The organism is Paenibacillus sp. EB106-06-01-XG199 (assembly GCF_058791575.1).
In genome coordinates, this window is the sequence record NZ_JBYTDQ010000022.1 from 23,579 (window position 1) to 42,285 (window position 18,707).

At 43.0% G+C, this 18,707-nt stretch carries 26 protein-coding genes and 1 pseudogene; 25 read left to right on the forward strand and 2 right to left on the reverse strand.

Features of this window, described 5'->3' with window-relative positions:
- Nucleotides 1–11: 11 nt before the first annotated feature.
- Complete coding sequence (locus AC3WT9_RS34000) at nt 12–233, reverse strand: hypothetical protein (RefSeq protein WP_341377930.1); 222 nt, start codon at nt 231–233, stop codon at nt 12–14.
- A gap of 75 nt (nt 234–308) precedes the next feature.
- Here AC3WT9_RS34000 and AC3WT9_RS34005 point away from each other — a divergent pair, with 75 nt between their 5' ends.
- The 16 genes from AC3WT9_RS34005 to AC3WT9_RS34080 all read left to right on the forward strand — a co-directional run bounded on the left by AC3WT9_RS34005 (nt 309) and on the right by AC3WT9_RS34080 (nt 10,740).
- Entirely contained in the window at nt 309–1,037 is a 729-nt protein-coding gene (locus tag AC3WT9_RS34005) for a Rha family transcriptional regulator (protein WP_341377931.1), read from the forward strand.
- A gap of 395 nt (nt 1,038–1,432) precedes the next feature.
- A complete protein-coding gene (locus AC3WT9_RS34010) occupies nt 1,433–1,642 on the forward strand; it encodes a hypothetical protein (protein ID WP_341377932.1) in 210 nt (69 codons plus the stop codon).
- 27 nt (nt 1,643–1,669) lie between these two features.
- Complete coding sequence (locus tag AC3WT9_RS34015) at nt 1,670–2,845, forward strand: replication protein (RefSeq protein ID WP_341377933.1); 1,176 nt, start codon at nt 1,670–1,672, stop codon at nt 2,843–2,845.
- A gap of 69 nt (nt 2,846–2,914) precedes the next feature.
- A complete protein-coding gene (locus AC3WT9_RS34020) occupies nt 2,915–3,076 on the forward strand; it encodes a DUF6906 family protein (protein WP_445935382.1) in 162 nt (53 codons plus the stop codon).
- A gap of 188 nt (nt 3,077–3,264) precedes the next feature.
- A complete protein-coding gene (locus tag AC3WT9_RS34025; RefSeq protein ID WP_341377934.1) occupies nt 3,265–3,540 on the forward strand; it encodes a hypothetical protein in 276 nt (91 codons plus the stop codon).
- Nucleotides 3,541–3,676: 136 nt separating this feature from the next.
- Nucleotides 3,677–3,889, forward strand: coding sequence for a hypothetical protein (locus AC3WT9_RS34030; RefSeq protein ID WP_341377935.1), 213 nt, complete (start codon nt 3,677–3,679; stop codon nt 3,887–3,889).
- A 440-nt stretch (nt 3,890–4,329) separates the two neighbouring features.
- A complete protein-coding gene (locus AC3WT9_RS34035; RefSeq protein WP_341377936.1) occupies nt 4,330–4,986 on the forward strand; it encodes a YoqU family phage-derived protein in 657 nt (218 codons plus the stop codon).
- Between the two features lie 12 nt (nt 4,987–4,998).
- On the forward strand, nt 4,999–5,418 hold the full coding sequence (locus AC3WT9_RS34040) for a hypothetical protein (protein WP_341377937.1): 420 nt from the start codon (nt 4,999–5,001) through the stop codon (nt 5,416–5,418).
- A gap of 161 nt (nt 5,419–5,579) precedes the next feature.
- Nucleotides 5,580–6,245, forward strand: a complete 666-nt coding sequence (locus AC3WT9_RS34045) for a hypothetical protein (RefSeq protein WP_341377938.1) — start codon at nt 5,580–5,582, stop codon at nt 6,243–6,245.
- 57 nt (nt 6,246–6,302) lie between these two features.
- Nucleotides 6,303–6,512, forward strand: coding sequence for a hypothetical protein (locus AC3WT9_RS34050; protein ID WP_492408919.1), 210 nt, complete (start codon nt 6,303–6,305; stop codon nt 6,510–6,512).
- Entirely contained in the window at nt 6,512–6,814 is a 303-nt protein-coding gene (locus tag AC3WT9_RS34055; protein WP_341377940.1) for a DUF7678 domain-containing protein, read from the forward strand. Before AC3WT9_RS34050 ends, AC3WT9_RS34055 begins: the two co-directional genes overlap by 1 nt.
- A 34-nt stretch (nt 6,815–6,848) precedes the next feature.
- Entirely contained in the window at nt 6,849–7,034 is a 186-nt protein-coding gene (locus AC3WT9_RS34060) for a hypothetical protein (RefSeq protein ID WP_341377941.1), read from the forward strand.
- 72 nt (nt 7,035–7,106) lie between these two features.
- Nucleotides 7,107–8,537 carry a DNA cytosine methyltransferase gene (locus AC3WT9_RS34065; protein ID WP_341380341.1) on the forward strand — a complete coding sequence of 477 codons (1,431 nt, stop codon included), beginning with the start codon at nt 7,107–7,109 and terminating at the stop codon, nt 8,535–8,537.
- 71 nt (nt 8,538–8,608) lie between these two features.
- A complete protein-coding gene (locus tag AC3WT9_RS34070; RefSeq protein WP_341377943.1) occupies nt 8,609–9,637 on the forward strand; it encodes a DNA-methyltransferase in 1,029 nt (342 codons plus the stop codon).
- A 46-nt stretch (nt 9,638–9,683) separates the two neighbouring features.
- Nucleotides 9,684–9,893: a hypothetical protein gene (locus AC3WT9_RS34075; RefSeq protein ID WP_341377944.1), complete on the forward strand. Its 210-nt coding sequence runs from the start codon at nt 9,684–9,686 to the stop codon at nt 9,891–9,893.
- Between the two features lie 82 nt (nt 9,894–9,975).
- Entirely contained in the window at nt 9,976–10,740 is a 765-nt protein-coding gene (locus AC3WT9_RS34080) for a phosphoadenosine phosphosulfate reductase domain-containing protein (protein WP_341377945.1), read from the forward strand.
- A gap of 393 nt (nt 10,741–11,133) precedes the next feature.
- Here AC3WT9_RS34080 and AC3WT9_RS34085 read toward each other — a convergent pair whose 3' ends face one another.
- Nucleotides 11,134–11,697 carry a stalk domain-containing protein gene (locus tag AC3WT9_RS34085; RefSeq protein WP_341377946.1) on the reverse strand — a complete coding sequence of 188 codons (564 nt, stop codon included), beginning with the start codon at nt 11,695–11,697 and terminating at the stop codon, nt 11,134–11,136.
- Nucleotides 11,698–11,919: 222 nt separating this feature from the next.
- Here AC3WT9_RS34085 and AC3WT9_RS34090 point away from each other — a divergent pair, with 222 nt between their 5' ends.
- The 9 genes and pseudogenes from AC3WT9_RS34090 to AC3WT9_RS34130 form a co-directional block, all read left to right on the forward strand.
- Nucleotides 11,920–12,330 (forward strand): hypothetical protein, encoded by a 411-nt coding sequence (locus AC3WT9_RS34090; RefSeq protein ID WP_492408923.1) that lies wholly within the window; start codon nt 11,920–11,922, stop codon nt 12,328–12,330.
- 173 nt (nt 12,331–12,503) lie between these two features.
- Nucleotides 12,504–12,710, forward strand: a complete 207-nt coding sequence (locus AC3WT9_RS34095; RefSeq protein ID WP_341377949.1) for a hypothetical protein — start codon at nt 12,504–12,506, stop codon at nt 12,708–12,710.
- A 16-nt stretch (nt 12,711–12,726) separates the two neighbouring features.
- Nucleotides 12,727–12,930 carry a hypothetical protein gene (locus AC3WT9_RS34100; protein ID WP_492408925.1) on the forward strand — a complete coding sequence of 68 codons (204 nt, stop codon included), beginning with the start codon at nt 12,727–12,729 and terminating at the stop codon, nt 12,928–12,930.
- 63 nt (nt 12,931–12,993) lie between these two features.
- Nucleotides 12,994–13,200 (forward strand): hypothetical protein, encoded by a 207-nt coding sequence (locus AC3WT9_RS34105; RefSeq protein WP_341377951.1) that lies wholly within the window; start codon nt 12,994–12,996, stop codon nt 13,198–13,200.
- A 201-nt stretch (nt 13,201–13,401) separates the two neighbouring features.
- Nucleotides 13,402–14,037, forward strand: coding sequence for a recombinase family protein (locus tag AC3WT9_RS34110; protein WP_492408927.1), 636 nt, complete (start codon nt 13,402–13,404; stop codon nt 14,035–14,037).
- A 47-nt stretch (nt 14,038–14,084) separates the two neighbouring features.
- The gene (locus tag AC3WT9_RS34115; protein WP_341377952.1) at nt 14,085–14,768 is read left to right on the forward strand and encodes a DNA-methyltransferase; all 684 of its coding nucleotides are present in this window, start codon (nt 14,085–14,087) and stop codon (nt 14,766–14,768) included.
- Between the two features lie 589 nt (nt 14,769–15,357).
- Entirely contained in the window at nt 15,358–16,773 is a 1,416-nt protein-coding gene (locus tag AC3WT9_RS34120) for a GBS Bsp-like repeat-containing protein (protein WP_341377953.1), read from the forward strand.
- 68 nt (nt 16,774–16,841) lie between these two features.
- Complete coding sequence (locus AC3WT9_RS34125; RefSeq protein WP_492408930.1) at nt 16,842–17,882, forward strand: RICIN domain-containing protein; 1,041 nt, start codon at nt 16,842–16,844, stop codon at nt 17,880–17,882.
- Between the two features lie 427 nt (nt 17,883–18,309).
- Nucleotides 18,310–18,707: pseudogene (locus AC3WT9_RS34130) on the forward strand (hypothetical protein); the annotation flags it as partial.

Sequence of the window (18,707 nt, forward strand, 5' to 3'; positions counted from 1 at the left end):
ATTAGCCAGTGTCAATTCCGATTTAAAAGTTGGCGTGACTCTCTTGCGTAGCTTTTTAATTCTTCGGGCTTATCTGTTTCAATTGCTGCTAAAAAAGAATTGTAGATTCCAGTGTAAGTGCTAATGATTTCATCAATATTTAATTTTTCCAATTTCTTAGGATCAATTTTATTGAGAGCAGAAATCGTAAAGTCTTTTGCAACGAGTTTATTATAATCATTTGTTTCAGCCAAAAATAAAGCCTCCTTTCTCAAAAAAAGATTATGTACAATTTCATCTTATCAGAATTTAGGAGGTAGAATCAAAAAATGTATGTATTACGAAAGGATGTGAAGATGCTGAAAGACGTTATCCATAAAGTGGAAATAAGCAAGAGAAAAGCTTCCTCAGTCCCAGAAGAAGATAGAAATTTTGTCTATGTTGAAAATGGACAAGCCATGACAGACAGTCGAAGTATTGCGGACAAGTTTGGTAAGCGTCATGCGGATATTTTAAGAAGTATTAAAACGCTCGAATGCAGTGCTGAATTTACTGAACGCAATTTTGCGCTAAGCGAGTACATGGACAAATCGGGAAGAAAGAATCCGTATTACAAGGTGACTCGTGATGGATTTGTATTTCTGATTACAGGTTTTACGGGTAGGGAAGCTGCGAGGTTCAAAGAAGACTATATTGCCGCCTTTAATCAAATGGAAGTCCAGTTACAGGGATTGCTTGCTTCGGCACAATCAAATCCTTTGGTTATAAGTGAAGTGGCATTTACTCAAATGAAGGAACGCGTAAAGGAAGTAGAGCAGCAACTGAACCACGTAACCAAAGAGATCACTCTCATAACGTGTGAACAGAAGATGTTGCATGCTGCTATTAGACGCAGGGTCATTTTGATGGCTAATCAACCAAGCCAGCGACCAGGGGTTTTTAGACAATTGTACCGGTCAATCTATGCTGAATTTGAGGTTACCAGCTACAGGGATATCCGCAAAGGAGACTTGGAGAGGGCGCTACAATATGTAGAATGCTGGAGACCGTTAGCTTAACGCAGTTTTGCGCTCAGCGATAATACCCTCATTTATTGAACGATTCAATGCGTCCAGCGGACTGAACGCAGTCTTTCGTTAAGCGGTCATCATTGGAGGATGAACGCAAAGTTGCGCTCAGTACTAGGAAGTTAAAGGGAGGTGAGAAAGCATTGGAGGAAGACATGACATTGCCACTACTAGCAACGATCTGGTTTGAACGTAGTCCGCTGCAGCATCAGGTGTTGGTGAAGAACATTATGCGATGTGAACATGAAAAAAGGTACATAAGCACTGCGAATGCTCATGTACCGGGTCCAACTAGCGGATTGATTATCTCATAGAACTTTGCATGGCGCAACACTGCCACTTAGCGCAATTTTGCGTCCAGTGTGGAGTGTGAGGAGGGCTGAGCCTTGGAACATGTTGAGCAAGTAGACCTGTTTGATTTGATCGATGTTCAACAAGACCCAAAACCCGTTGTCCTAAATGGGATGTATTACGAGCAGGCAACAGGTAAATACGTTTCGTTTGTCTGTGGGCGCAGGCACTATGAGATCCCTGCGAAAGGCTGCGGGTTGAATCGGGAATGGCAAGAGCGGACAAAACGTTTCAGAGCGATCTAAGCGTAAAAGGATACAGGAGGGGATGCCGTGGATTCCAGTGTTAATCCTCAGCCAACGGATGCACACATCAGAATATCGCACGAAATACACCGAGAGCTGATCCGGCGGAAGTTTTCTCAGCGCCAGAGGAATGTCATTGATTTTATTCTGACCTTGAGCTGGGGATGCGGGAAGCCATCGGCAATCATTCCGGAATTGAAGAATTTTCAAGAAGCAGGTATCGGTAGTAACCATATCCGTCAAGTATTAGACGGATTAGTCGCCGGAAATGTCATCCTATGGGATCAACTTATGAATATTTTCCAAGTCAATAAGCACTATGACCAATGGGAAATTGATATAGTGTCCAGTTCTGCAAAGAAATTCAAAGAATTGATTAATATGAATCTTGCCCGGCCTTCACCCAATTTATTGAAGCCATCGATTCCTAAAAAGGGAAATGAGTCCCCGGAAGAGGAACCAGGTTCCCCAAATGGGAATCCAGTTCCCGAAAAGGGAAGTGTTATCCCAAAAAGGGAACCGAGTTCCGGAATAGGGAATCCCCCGGTTCCCGAAAAGGGAAACGAGTTCCCGAAGAAGGAACCGCCCATTTCCCAAAAGGGGAAACGCACAGTTCCCAGAAAGGGAAACGTCAGACGTGATTATCCTAGTCATATCAAAGGGTTCAGCGTTTCTAAAGCTAGTATTAAAGCTATCTTTAAATCTTTTAAAAGAACTACTACTACAACAATAACTACAAGGGAACCTCTAGATTTGCTAGAAGATGCTGATTCATTCCAAAGTGCCATGATCAATTACTCAAATAACTTTCTGGCAGGTAAAAAGGTTGCCCCGTTTGACGAAGAGGATATGAAATCACTGTTTGACGACTTCGGCGGGGCATGGCTGCATGCAGCAATGAGGACGGCTTATCGAGGTGGGCCGGAAAAACAGAACCTGGCCTATATACGAGGCATTTTAAATGGCTATCAACATCGCGGCGGCACGACTAGCCAACAATCGGAGAAGACGGACGCATCTTTTATTTCTCCAGGGAAACCCAAGACTCCTAATGGATCGGGGAGAAATACCAGTAGAAGTGGAAAGCAGCAGATTCCGATATCTGTCGATGATGGCAGTGGAGATGTTCCTACTCCGGAAGAAATGGCTGAAATGATGCGGAAAGCTCAGGAAATAAAGGATGCCAAGGTATCTGTACGGTGAGTAGCAAGCCTTTGAAGTCAATACATATCCATATCTGAGAGGATGAACGGCATGAAGAGTACTAAAGAAATGAGAAAGAATCGCGGATTACGCCCAACACGGCGGCAAAAGCAAGTGATCAGTCAGCACCGGCTGATACCGGAGAACTGGTTAGTGCTTAGTGCCACCCCAGAGCAGTTGGAGCTACTAAATAAAAAGAAAGGCACTACACGTATCGTGAGCTGCGGATAGAGCCACTTAGGGAATTATGACTAATCGAACTTTGGAGAGAGACTGTCTCCAGAGCTGGAGAATTGCGGACTTCAAACAGAACATACGATCTCTTCATATTATAAAACGGTAGTTAAAGGAGGATTAATCCGATAGCAGCCGGGCAATTTGGGCAGTTACAGCTACTTTAGGAAGGAGGTACCGTTGATATGAACCAGTGTACCGCGAGTCCGATTCACCCACGTGCCGTGGATATGATTAACAGCGCCCTCCAGCATCTGCTTCTTAAAGACAAGGAATGCAAAATTGAGCGTCTGAAATTACATGTATGCCCAGATTCTGAGATGGCACAATATCATTCCATTCCCACGGCTTTCGGAACACTCAGGGTATGTCCCAGCATTTATGTGACCAAAGGTGTGGCTTATGTGCTTGAAGATTCAGGGCGAGGGGAAAAGGCGTTTGCCTGGGTTTGCCGCAGATAATAAAAGGCACTAGCGATACCCAACATCGGTACGTAGCTTTGTATGATCGTACAGATGCTAACGGAGTGATTAAGGACAAGCTCCTGCCGCACGAGGTAATGAGAACTAACTAACCTACAAAGGAGAGATAAATGACATGGCAAAACAACCAAAGTTTAAGAAATCAGGCCTAAAACCGGAAGACAAGGTAATCATGCATTCCTGCTACGAAGCACGTAAGGAAGAAAATAAGGATAAAGTTTGGACGGTGAAATCGGAGCCGTGGGACCTGTGCGGATCAGAAGTTGTGCTGCTGGAGGGTAAGAGCGGCGGCTTTGCTACTGAATTTCTCAAGAAAGTAGAGAGCTAATGATGAGAGCAGAGCGATTGATTGGCAAGCGGGCATTGAGAGCATGCCCACCTGTATCCGGTGATATGAGTTTTACACGGGACCCGATACGAATATTGGCGGTTACTGAAAATCATATCGTGTATGTTAACGAACGTCCCATTACCAAAGGCAGGAAATCAATACTTTCGTTTGAGTGGTTGGATGACAATTGGACTTCATATGACGATCTCATGGCTCTTGCTTCAGAGGAGCATATCAAATTAATGCAAGAACTGCATAGGGTAGATGGTTAACCACCCTCTCCCCTAGCTGCATAGTGGAACATATAGTTGATGCCAATGAAAAAGAGAATTAATAGAGCAGCCGTCAATATTCCAAGCCAAATAAGTGCTTTACGACTCATTAAAAAATCACCTCATGAAATTTTGATAATTATACCATAGGGAGGCATAAACAGTATGAGTATAGCCTTGAACATATATGAAATCACTTATCCGGGTGAAGTCGGCGAATATGAAACTTATTCTGTTATCCGGAGCGGGTTGACGCCTGGGAAAGTGAAGTATGCCGAATACCTTGAATATTCTGACCCTTGTCCAGATACAACCTATATCGAATTTCTTAAAATGATTCGCTGCCGGAAGATCGGTCAATCGACGCCACGGCCTGGCGAGGAAGCGTTCCCGGGGCAAGAGCGCATCGAAACGGCTAACCGGCTGATCCAAGAGATCGGCAGCCGTGGACGCAAGTTTCTATATAGCGGGAAGAATAATCGATATTCGGAATTTCATTGGGCTGGAGGAAGACTCTGGTACACAGATCATTATTCCGACATGCCGATGATTCTTGTGCCGGGGGCAGAAGGCAAAACCAATGAGCAGAAGCATCGCTTCAGCAACGGCGGAACGATGTGGGGACTGATCAACGATTTCCGGGATTATATCTTCGGGGACGATGACGCTAATCATAACAACGGGTACGGTGGCCTGTATTGCCCACATTGGGGATACCCAGAAGAGGACATGCAAGCAATCCGGTATATGGCTGTGGAGTTGGGATACTTGAAACCAAGGGAGGCTGCTCAGAAGGCAGCGACTAAGCGAAATATTCAATAGGAGGCAAAGCGTGTGGCTGATGGGAAACTGAAGCAAGGTGACCGTGTTGTCATGCACAGTTGTATAGAAGCTGAAGATCCGAATAACTACGGCAAAGTGTGGACATGCAGAACGGATCAGTTTACTCGGGGTAAAGGGATGACTGCACAAGATTCTGTGTTCCTGGAAGGTTACGGCAGCTCATTTGCACCTGAATTTCTCCAAAAGGTCAGTCTGCCATCAGAGGACGAACGAATACTGGCTGAATTAAAGGAAATGAAGTTCAAGATATTGCATGCGAATTTCATCATAAATAGATTGAGGGATGCTGTGAGTTTATCCAAGTCAATTATGAATTACTTCAGAGTGATCTCGAAAGATGAGATTGATGAAGCCAAGATTAATCGAATGATTGACGAACTCAGTTTACTATTGCCGAAGCAAAGCACATAAAGGGGGAATGGCGATTGATTTGCCTTCATTGCGGCAATAGGTGCCATGAAGTAGGAGAGTACGCCTTCCAGTGCAGCGTCTGTAAAAAGAAATTTGAACAAAGTTCTTGGGATTTTGAGTTGGAAGAGACAGAGGGCTTATCAAGGGGGGAGTGTGGGGGATTGAAGAACTTTCAGGTCACAGAGCTTAACATCTCATTGGTGCCGGTAGATTGGTTATTTGCCCGATACCAAAAGTTGAAAAAATCAGTGAAGACAACTACTTCACCTGCTGTGCAACAGGAACTGATGATCATAAAGGAGCATTTGGAGAAAACAGGTAAATCATCAGTCAGTAGTTGCGATGAAGAAGTGGAACAAATTGAAATGAATATACCTGTAGCCATTCGGCAGCAATACGTTTCTATCGTAGAGTACCGCTTAAAGCAATATTACCAAGCAAATAAGCGTAAACACTGGTTAGACGTAGAACTTCAAAAAGTTAAGCCCAAGGAGCCGAAAGTTACAGCTGGAATGGAGCTTACCGGCGTCAGTGGCCGATCAGGACTTCCGCATTCTTCCACCGAGCACGCAGTCATGAGCATGTTTGATAGAGCTGAACGCCTTCAGGATGAGATTTGGGAGGTAGAGGATCAGTTATATCCCATGGAAAAAGCCTTGCGTAGTCTTGATCCTGATCAACTCAGGCTTATTGAGGCTAAATACTTTTGCCGCGAGGAAGCATTGGATGAGTATCTCATGAACAATTTTAACTGGTACCGCGCTAAATATTATCAGGTTAAAAAAACAGCACTTATTTTACTGGCCCAGTCCTTACGAATTATTTAAAGAATGATCAGGGAGTCTATTTTCCTCCTTACCTATATTGTAGAAAGGATGAGTGGTATGGACTTTGATTATCCAGTATTCAATGCAGCGCAAATGCTCAGATTTGTAAATGAGGATGCTTATCTCAAATGGATGTATACCGATCTTTTGAAAAAAGGGCATGCCTCTGAAACAGCACTAGAAGTCCTGTTTAACGCAAATGTATTGGGGGATACTGCCATGACTGACGAATATGAGTTATATGCCAAAAAGGGAGATAAACGCTAATGCCACTGGAATACAAGCGTCGCCTGTACGCAGGGGACCTCTTTGAAGGAGAGATTCAAGGGCTCTTTGTACAAGCGCAAGTTTTTTCAGAGCCATCCTCGTATGGGATATCAGAAGGTCGAATCAGTCGGTTGACCGTGTATCCGGATAAACAAAAAGAGTTCTGTAAAAGGCTGGCCAATTATGAACGGGGCTGGAATGGTAAACCTCCAGAAGACAGTAAGATTCGTGCAGTTATTGAAGCGGTAGTTAGGCAGTTTGATGATCAAGAACTAGACTGGTCTTTTGAGGCCTCACGATAGATTGCGAAGAGTTCACCAGGTTAGGAGGTAAGTTATGGAGCTAGGTTTGTTTGAACAAATGCTTTTGTGCCGGGTATTAACAGAAGCAGATTATAAAGAAGTTCAATATGCACATTCAAATGATAGATGCCATGTGTTTCACACTGATGTCGGTCTGGTCGCTGTTGATCGGGAAACGGGGAAATTCGATTCCAAGGATTACAAACAGATGTTTCGATAAAACCGTGTGTGATGAATGGTAGACGCATACGGTTCAGGAAGGAGTGATATTGTGGCCTTGAAACAACGAAATATGACGGAGATCATCGTAGATAACTTTGCGGGCGGGGGCGGCGCCTCTACCGGTATTGAGCTGGCAACCGGCCGCAGCGTGGACATAGCCATTAATCATGATCCGGCTGCCATCGCCATGCATCGGGCCAATCATCCAGAGACGGAGCACTATTGTGAAAGTGTATGGGATGTAAATCCTCGTGAAGTGGTGGCCGGACGCAAGGTAGGACTTGCCTGGTTCTCTCCGGATTGTACTCATCATAGTAAAGCCCGGGGAGGAAAGCCGCGCCAGAAGAATATACGGGGATTAGCATGGGTCGCAGTACGCTGGGCAGCAACCGTGCAGCCGCGCGTGATTATGCTGGAGAACGTAGAGGAATTTCAGGACTGGGGTCCTCTTGATAATGAAGGTCAGCCCATAGAAACAAAAAAAGGTAACACCTTCCGTTCTTTCGTCAATGCGCTGCGGAATCTTGGATATACGGTAGAATGGCGCGAACTTGTTGCATGCGATTACGGAGCGCCTACGAGCCGGAAACGGCTGTTCCTGATTGCTAGGCGTGACGGGAAATCGATAGTGTGGCCTAAACCGACACACGGTCACAGACGATCTCCGGCAGTCATTACGAAGCGACTAGAGCCATATAAACCAGCTGCGGGGATTATTGACTGGTCCATACCATGCAAATCCATCTTTGGCCGGGAACGATCGTTGGTAGAAAAAACGATGCGGCGCCTGGCGCTTGGAACATTTAAATTCGCAATTAACGATCCAGATCCATTCATATTAAGCGAGGACCAAATACACCCGTGGATGCGGGAAATAGATGATTCACACAAACCTATGGTTGCATCGTTCCTCTCCAGTTACTACGGGGAGACCAAAGGCAATGAAGCGCGCGGCAGCAGCTTGCATGATCCCTTGCACACCATTACGGCAGGCGGTAACAGGTTTGCTCTAGTGACAAGCCATCTGACCAAGTTCAGGGGAAACAATATTGGATCGTCAATGACTGATCCTTTGCCGACTATTACCGCCGGCGGGCAGCACTTGGGACAAGTGTACGCGTTCCTGACAATGTACTACGGCACCGGAGTAGGGCAGGATTTAAGAGACCCTATCAATACCATAGTGACTAAAGACCGTTTCGGGCTGGTGTTGGTCCGTGGAGTAGCTTATCAGATCGTAGATGTCTGCATGAGGATGCTGATCCCGAGGGAACTGTACGGAGGCCAAGGGTTCCCAGGAAGCTACATCATAGCACCGGAGCACAACGGTAAGTCGTTTACCATCAAACAGCAGGTTGCCAAGGTAGGTAATTCTGTATCACCGCCAATGGCAACAGTACTGGTCCAGGCAAATCTTCCTGAGCTATGCGTGGGATCTGGCCGTCAGTTAGCACTTGAAAGATACAATCCTGTAGCCGGTCAACTGGCATTCAGCCTGTGAAACTGCAGCACAGTACGAAGATCCGATGCAATAGACGCATACGGTGCATCAAGAAAGGAGAATCGGCCTATATGATCTTGCAAGGAGATAACATGAAGATTATGCCGCAGTTAGAGGCCGAGAGCTTTAACACCTGCGTAACCAGCCCGCCTTATTGGGGCTTGCGGGATTACGGTGTTCCGCCGACAATTTGGCCGGAGACAACATATACACCAATGCCTGGGATGTCACCGATGACTGTGCCGATATGGACCGGCTGCCTAGGGATGGAGCCTACGCCCGAAATGTTTGTCGCTCACAGTGTTGCGGTATTCCGGGAGGTGTGGCGGCTTCTAAGGCCGGACGGGACTCTTTGGGTGAACTACGGTGATGCTTTCGCTACTACCGGAGCTCGGACGGCTGTGTCTGAAATCAAAGTCAAGGATCTGATTGGAATCCCGTGGCGAATAGCCTTTGCTCTTCAGGCAGATGGGTGGTACCTCCGGATGGATAATGTTTGGAGCAAACCCAATCCAATGCCTGAAAGCATAAAGGACCGCCCCACAAAGGCCCATGAATACGTGTTTCTACTCTCTAAAGCAGAGCGGTATTACTACGATGCTGAAGCTATCAAGGAGCCTGGAGTGCAGAACGAATGGGCAAATGGATTCAGGGAGGGGAGTTACACCGGTAATGGAACCTTCGACAACCAGGAAGGCGGCAAGAGGAAGACAACAGGGAATATTAGAGTGATTAAATCACATTCCTTCGCCCGAGAGGTCAAATCGTCCCCGCCACCCGGTCAGCCGCAGCAGCACCGGCCTGATCGGGAGGACATTGAGTACAACGGCAAGCGAAATAAACGCAGTGTTTGGACAGTGGCCACTCAGTCATTCCCCGAAGCACACTTTGCAACGTTCCCCGAAAAGCTGATAGAACCGTGCATTCTCGCCGGTGCGCCTCCGAACGGATATGTGCTTGACCCATTCGGCGGCAGCGGCACCACACGGAAAGTCGCGCTGGAGAACAACCGGGAATGCACAATTATCGAAATTGGTCCTCAGTATGTGGAAATAGCAAAAAGACGGACAGCAGTTATTCAGCCGGTATTAAATCTATAACACCTACAGTGCTCTACTTATTGTTTTAACATAAATGAGAGAAGGAATGATTGAAATGAAGATAGCTGTTTATACCGGAATTACGGGTATGGGAAAACGGTTTGAAGGTTATACAACACTTGAAGAAATAGAGGGGTACCAGAATAAAGATAAGGCCAGAAAGATTATTTCCGGCCTAAAAAGAACTGGAGCTTGTGTCCTTCCAATTAAGGGGAGTATGGATGCTGTTTATTATGAAGTGATTCCTGAATCTTAAAGGGCTTCAGTGGCTCGAAACCTTGAGGTATAGAGTACTGAACCGTTGACGCATATGGCGTATCAAGGGGGAGGTCATGATTATGAATCTACCAGAAGAAATTGCTGGTTTAGTAGAATCGGGAGCAATTTTCTACTGTTCTCATTCAGGTGGTAAGGATTCGCAGGCAATGTATGCCTTGCTCCATGGTTTCATTCCAGATGATCAATTGGTCGTGGTTCATGCAGAACTGGGTGAAGTTGAATGGACTGGGGTTCATAACCATATCACTACCAATACCCGGCACCCTGTGAATGTAGTTAGAGCGATTAAACAGAACGGTGAGGTGAAGACACTGCTTGGCATGGTTGAGGATCGGGGGAAATGGCCTTCTTCATCATGCAGACAGTGTACCAGCGACCTGAAACGCGGGCCGATATTTAAGTTTATCCGAAATGACCTTAAACAGCGCGGTGCTTCCATAGCGGTGAACTGCGTGGGGATTCGGGCAGAGGAGTCCTCAGCCAGAGCTAAGAAACAGCCATTTCAATATAACGTTTCCGAGAGTTGCCGGAGCCGTGACGTATACAACTGGATGCCGATTTTTGATTTAACTACTGAGCGGGTCTTTCAGGTAATTAGAGATGCTGAGCAGGAACCGTTCTGGGCATACGCTGACGGAAATGAACGGCTATCATGTGTATTCTGCATCATGGGCAGTGTCAACGATTTACGGCATGGAGCTATCTGCAACCCAGGTTTATACCGCAGATATGTTGAGCTGGAGAAGCAGATTGGACACACCATGTTTATGAAGGGGAAGCAGCCGATCAGTCTGGAGGATCATATAGGGATCAAGATTGATTAAAGGAGATGTGTTTCATTGAAGAAGAAAAATGTCCGCAATGTGGAAATGAAAACCTGAAGGTTTATGAGCAAGTAGCAGTCGGAAGAATCAGATCCGTTAAAACTGGTAAAGTGCTGAAGAATGAAGGGGACCTTGAAGTGACCTGCTGGAACTATTTTTGTAAATGCGGCTGGGTTGGGGAGATTGTAACCCCATAATGCACAGCCCGACGAAACTGTTAGGAAACAAAACCTGTGTCAAAAGCATCAGGTTGGAAGACTTTCGTCAAGTCAGATAAGTAAGGAACTGCACAATGCAAAACAAAAAGCAGTCTAAGACCAGAAAATTAAAGTCTTAAACTGCTGATTATATCGTCTTTTCAATTGCTCTTCAGCTGATGCCAAGTATATATTTCTATTCGTGGATTGTTACGCTCTTTGTTGTAACATCATAATCGACTTTGTATCCCGCCATCTCATAGACATACCGAACAGGAAAGTAATTACGTTTCATTTGGGCTTTCACTTCGTCTGAAAGCGGCTGAGGAAGTCCCTGGAAAGTAATGTAGGTTTTACTACCCATTGTTACCATTACATCTGTTTTTCCATCTTTATTGAAACTTGCCGCTTTTGTACCATCCGTGTATTCGCCATACGTAACCAAGAAAGGAATAGTTTTTTCATCTTCATATTTGAAGTACAAAGAACCGTTAATAATCTCGGCTTTATTTGCCACTCCATTAAGTTTGTTGTTATACACTTTCACGGCCTGGCTTTCCACAATACTTTTCAGTTCGATTTTTGTTTCCTGATTCACATCGGCAGCCGTCGTCGTTCCAGCAACGATTAACGAAAGAAGAAGTCCCGAAAGTAGTGCAACCTTTTTTTTCATTTGATGCTCTCTCCACCTAACTTTAGTAATTTGCTGAGAATTATCGACTCCCAGTTGGACATGTGGCTTAAGCTGTTTCTCAGCCAATCCTTTCAACTTCTAAGCTAGAGTGTACCATGATTTATAATTTTAATAATTACAAATAATCACAGGTATTTCGACTTTTTTCAACCGACGAATTAAAAGATGAAATGCGCAGTTCGAGGGTTACTATGAATTAACGATGGTTTACACGGCTCCTGATGTTGAAGATCAGGAAGGCTGCGGTGGACTATCGAGTGGCTAAAATAGAATAGAGGGAGTGCTTTTATGAATACTTCAGGAGGTTTATTTACAATTGAAAAGCGCGTTCAACCTGCTTTACCTGAATCCTATATTTTAACCGTTAAAATTTCTGAAGAGCCTAAAGGATTTTATACACGTTTATACTCCATATACCAAAGCAAGAATATTTACCTAACTAAAGAGGTGAATAAGAGACTATTTAAAGACGATTCCATTACATGGAGGGCTTCTTTTGAGTCATCCCATGAAAGAAAGGGAATAGAAATTTCTAAGCATCATAATTTTAGACGTATTATGGCCTTTAATTTCAAAACTGAGATAGATATGATAGATGCACTTTATACTTTAGAGAGATTCTTGGATGAAGTTATTTCAGAGGAGTACATTAAATTCCAGATGGCTGTTAATTCTGATCAATGGATTGAAAAAATGTAAGATCAACCACTAGTGCAGCTGCTGCATATGTTCTTCCGGATACAGGTGAGCTGCTGCAGCAACAATCTCCCTGCACATCGATCTCATAACTTGAATTCAGGGGGCTGAAGACCACCTGGATATAACAGTGTGTACTGAATTATAGAGGCATACAGCGAAGGAGGGTTAATCGCATGAAACGGGAAGTTTGGTTTTTATTAGACGGAAAAGACACGGTAGAAACAGTCGATGTCGATAGTGATGAAGAAATAAAGGCGTACTTAGTTGAGGAACATATGACAGATGAAATTCTAATTTATAACGTTGAGCAGTGTATAGTCCGATCACTGCACATTGTGCGGGGGAGAGTTGGGAGAACTGGCCGACACATAAATGAATAGAGAAGGAATGATTGAAATGAAGATAGCTGTCTATACCGGAATTACGGGCATGGGAAGACGTTTCGAAGGATATAAAACTTATGAGGAGATTTTAGAGGGATTTGAGGATAAAAACAAGGCGAATATAATTATTTCTGACCTTAAAAGAACTGGAACCAGTGTACGTGCAATTAAGGGGAGTATTGAAGCGGTTTATTATAAAATAGTTCCTGAATCTTAATGAGCTTCTTAGGTTAGGACTGCGTATATGCCTTCACAATCTGCTGTAGGCAGAATTATCAAAATGAATAAGGAGCGTGAATGGACAAACTTCAAAATACAGAAAGGACACTTGCATGAGAGGCGCACTTTATTGCAGCAACTTGCAGATTATAGCGATCTTATGGAGGATGCGATTACAAAAGGAGATTTGGAGCTCTATGAGAAAATGGAGCGAGATTTCATACACATAGTTGAGCAATTAGAGTTCGTGGGTAAACGTTATAAATAGATTTTCATTTATGAGTTTCAATTTGAGGTGCTACGGTCACCTTTTATTTTAATGAAGGAACAGTTCCAAAAAGCATGCTTTCTGAGACAGTAGAATGGCTGTTCATTTCTTCGTTTCAAAATGCCTTAAAAATAGATTTGAAACGTCTCACTGATTCAATAGGTCATTTGAGACGTTTTTATAGTGGGAGGGGTTCCATCTATGAAGATTGCATACGGAAGAGTTTCAACTAAGGAGCAGAATGTAGAGCGGCAGCTCCTGAAATTTCGAGAATTGGGGATTGAAGAGCGATTTGTTTTCGTTGATAAGCAGAGCGGCAAAGATTTTGATCGTCCACGGTATCAGGCAATGCGATTAATGATTCGGGAAGGTGATCTGGTTTATGTAGATGCCCTGGACCGGCTGGGCCGGGACTATGACGGTATCATTGCGGAGTGGAAACATATCACGCGCGAAATCGGTGCAGACATTGTATGTCTGGATAACGAAACATTGTTCGATTCCCGGAAGTTTAAGACGATGGGAGACTTCGGAAAGGTCATGGAGGATCAATTTCTAAGCCTGCTGGCATATGTGGCTGAGCAGGAACGGAAGAAGAATCGTTCGAGGCAGGCTGAAGGCATTGAGGTCGCTCGGACTGAAGGGGTTACCTTTGGTCGACCCAAACATGAAATTGATACCAAATTTATTGAAGTGTACGAGGAATGGAAATCCGGGGGATTTACTGCAACTGAAGCGATGAGAAGAATTGGAATGAAGAAGCCCACATTCTATCGTAGAGTGAAAGAATATGAAAGTAAGTTTCCTGAAAATAATAGGAACTTATGTTCTTATTAATCCGTATATAACCATTGGGACCAAATACACCAATGGGAGGACTTAAAATGTTATATTTGGATAGTTGTATAGAAGGAGCACAAAAAGTAATTGCAGATGAAACCGTAGATTTAGTGATTGCCGATCCACCGTATAATTTGAAATTCGGAGGAACAACCCAAACTAAAAATAAAAAACCTCGTTTTCAGATTTTCGCCAATGATAACCTATCTTTTCCCGACTACCGCAGATTTTGCCTCGCTTGGCTGAAGCAAGCCTATCGAATCCTGAAACCAGGAAGTCATGTGTACGTCTTTATCGATTGGCGCACCTACCCGGACATGGCCCGATGGCTTAAGATTACCGGGTTCACCATTAAGAATTGCATCGTATGGGATAAGAAAAACATGGGCATGGGGTGGCAATATCGGTATCAACATGAATTTATTATTATGGCTGTGAAGGGCAAGAAGAACGTCAGACGGATACGCTCACGGAATCAAACGGACGTATGGCAAGTCCCGCGGATTCCCGGGAATCAAACCATACATCCTACGGAAAAGCCCATAAACTTAATGAAACGGATCATCGAGAACAGTACCGAGGAACATGAGTATATCGTTGATTTATTCGCTGGAAGTGGTGTTGTTCCAGAGGCTGCAGAGAACTTAAACCGCAAATGGGATGCCTTTGAAATTGATCCGGGCTGGGCTCAGGTCTCAACGAAGCGATTGAACGGCGAATATACATAAGACATACTTTTTACGAACATTCATAGCACGTTTTAATCGCTTTGGAATTATTAAATAACGTTCCCCTACTGAGCTGCCGTGTGGCGGCTCTTTTTCATGTGTGCCTCACAGTCGCATCATCTAGGTGGTGTAAATCCACCCGGTAACTTCACCCTTTGAAGTGCCATAGCCGAAGTAGACAACCGGCAACCAAAGCCACGGTAGTTCTTCAAAGGCATAACTCTGAGGTGGGAAGCTTGATCGCTCATATCTTTGTCTGATAATCAATATGCTGGTGTCTTGACGTGCAACGTTAATCGTTAACAGATGCCGGATCTAATGTAGAATAGAAGGCCTGTTTCAGTAATTAATGTATGTTAACCACATGTGAGTCACGTACTTCATGTGGTTTTTCTTATGAGATAGCATTCGACATTCTGAATGATTAACAATAATATTACTTAATTACCAACTAAATGTATATTATTTAATGACATTTATATTAAATATAGTTACACAGAATTTTATAACATGATTCGACAATTTCTGGATAAATGATTTGCTATAATAAATCGATTCGCAATTAAGAGACGAGAGGTGTTATTTATAAATGGGCTATATTAAAGGGACCCAGAAGATTGTTGCTATTCTTTTTATTGGAAATTTAGGTTTCGGATTTTCACCGGTTCAAGCTGAGGAGGCGATGAACTATCCCAATTACATTGTTTATAACTGGGCCAGTATTCAAAAAGATCAAACCATAAATATTTACAACACGGGGAAATTAGACTCTTCCATATTAAAGGATAATTCGATAATCAAATATACATATGATTCAAATGGGAATTTAATTAATAAAAAGAAGATGACTTCTTCCTCTGAGCCATATACAGTTAGTTTTTCTTCTCTTTCTTATGATATTTATTTAAAAGGAGTTCCTGACAACGTCAGTCAAGTCCGCTTTCCGACTTGGACATTAAACAAAGGTCAGGATGATATTGAGTGGATAAACGGCGAGAAGGTATCCGAAGGAATTTGGAAGGGGACAATCCAATTTTCAAAACATGGAAATGAACTGGGGACTTACATCACACATATGTATGTGGATAATGATTCAAAGGGGATTTCAGTTCAGGTCGTATCCACTACTTCAGTAGCAGGGCCGCAGAATGCAAAATTAAGTGACGGTTACTATGAAGTTACCGCAAAAGGTGTGGGTACCAATATTGAACAAGTGAAATTTCCAACTTGGACAGAAAAAAATGGCCAGGATGATTTGATAAATCCATGGATTATTGGAGAAAGAATCAGCAGAGATACCTGGAGAATTAGGGTCCCATTCAGCGAACATAACTTTGAGACAGGACTATATAACACTCATGTCTACGCGTTTGATAAGTATGGAAATATTGGGGGAATTGGGGGATTCTCTACAAATGTTTCAGGGGGTATAGGTGGACCTTCAAACTCGGACCTGTCAGGTGTCTCCTGCGATGTTTTTATCTATGGAGTTGACGATAACGTGGCCAAAGTTCAGTTTCCGACGTGGACTGACAGAGGAGGGTCAGATGATCTTGAATGGATTAATGGGGTAAATGTAGCGAAGGGTGTTTGGCAAGGTACAGTAATATATTCTAAGCACAACAATGAGACAGGAAAATACTTTACTGATATCTATACCGATGGAAAATATAGTGGTGGAACCATATTTGAAGTGAAAAATGAATCCAAAGTAACCGTTCCAGCTGAAGTAGCCTTAAGCAAGGGATATTATGAAGTTTTTGTCGAAGGGGTTCCTTCCAATATACATGAGGTTAAATTTCCTACATGGACAGAAGCCAACGGTCATGACGATTTAGAGATTCCGTGGGTTCAAGGAGAACGAATCAATCCAACAACATGGAAAGTTAAGATACCATTTTCTAAACATAATAATGAGACCGGGAAATATCTCACTCATATTTATAGTGTCGATTCTTATGGAAATCAATACGGGTTTCGGAGTGTACAAGTGAATGTTAAATAAGCTTGTTCTAATTTAATATGATGGCGCTTGAGAACTTACATTATCAAAAGGATAGGAAGATGTTATTAATGAAAAAATTCATATTCTTTATAGTATTTTGTATGTGTATCTTGTTTTATCCCAATACAACTACTGCGATGAAGTATACCTATCTAAAAACAGGACAGTTAGGTCTTATCGGCATTTCAGAAGGTAAATATATGGATTTTCAGTACGACAACAATGGAAATATGATCGGAAGGAAAAGCTTAACCTGCAAAAGTTCTGAGTTCAAGCTAATCAATGTAAATAGTAATAAAGCTTTGGATGTTTTTGCAGGGAACACAAGCAACGGTACGAAAATACAGATTGAGGAAGATAATGGGACTGATGCGCAGCGCTGGTTGATTTGTAATGCACCAAATGAAACCTATAAATTAATCAATGTGAATAGTGGAAAAGCGCTTGATATTACAGGAGGAAAAACGGCTGAGGGTACATCAGTTCAACTTTGGAATGATAATGGAACCGAGGCTCAAGCATGGCGTATGGTGGATAACGGTGATAGCTCTTATACACTTTTAAATGTATACAGTAATAAAGTGCTTGATGTAGCAGACGGGAGCGTGAGTAACGGATCAGCTGTTCGGATTTGGACATCTAATGGAACATCGGCACAAAAGTGGAGACTGGTCAAAGCAATTTCTAACGGAGCTGAATTCAAAGTGTTGAATTATGGAAATCAAAAAGCGTTAGATGTCACTGGAGGAAACACTGCTGATGGCACCCCGGTACAAATTTGGACAGATAATAGTACTGCCTCTCAACGATGGCAGGTGTTCGATACGGGAGACAACAAGTATAAACTGATTAATGTAAACAGTGGGAAGGCGCTTGAAGTGTCCGGGGGAGGCACAAACAATGGATCAGCTGTACAGGTATGGACAGATAATGGAACGGCTTCTCAACATTGGACAATAAATGAGAATGAAGATGGCTCTTGTACACTGAAGAATGTAAACAGCAGTAAGGTGCTGGACATACCTGGAGGAAGCAGTGCGGATGGAACACGCTTGCAGATATACACAGACAACGGAACATCCTCTCAAAAATGGAAGTTAGTAAAATGAAAGAAATAGTCTTAACTTAGCGTCATTCCTTATCTTAAGCAGCAGCAACTAATTGTAGAATAGGAAACCTGCTTCAGTAAATAATGTAATGTTAACCACATGTGAGTCACGTACTCCATGTGGTTTTTCTTATGAGATAGCATTCGACCTTCTGAATGATTAACAATAATATTACTTAATTACCAACTAAATGTATATTATTTAATGACATTTATATTAAATATCTTCACAAAGAATTTTATAACAAGATTCGACAATTTCCGGATAAATGATTTGCTATAATAAATCGGTTCGCATTTAAGAGATTCAGACACTTCTATATGAAAGGATAATTCCATGATCAAATATACATAGATTTAAATGGTGCTTAATGGGAATTACAATCTAATATTTTATCAAAAAATAATAGAATCTTGGAGGGACTTTCTTGAAGAAATCAATGATAGTGACCCTGCTAGCCAGTGTCTTTTTAACTTTTTTTATCTTTAATACTAAGACTTCAGCGGCTGCGGTATTAGAAGGTGTTGATTCCAATTATATAATCAAAGACATGAACGGCACGCCACAGCGGCAGAAGATCAGCATTTACAATCAGAGTCGGCTTGAGATGGAGATTCTTCCGGATAATTCAATGATTCAGTATACCTATGATGCGAATGGCAACCTTCTTAAGCGCAGTAAGGCCACACCCGCAGAACCGTATATCTTCAGCACTTCGGTAGTCTCCTATGATATTTATCTGAAAGGGGTTCCTGACAGTGTTAAAACCGTACGTTTTCCGACATGGACGGATTACAATCAGCAAGATGATCTCGAATGGATTGA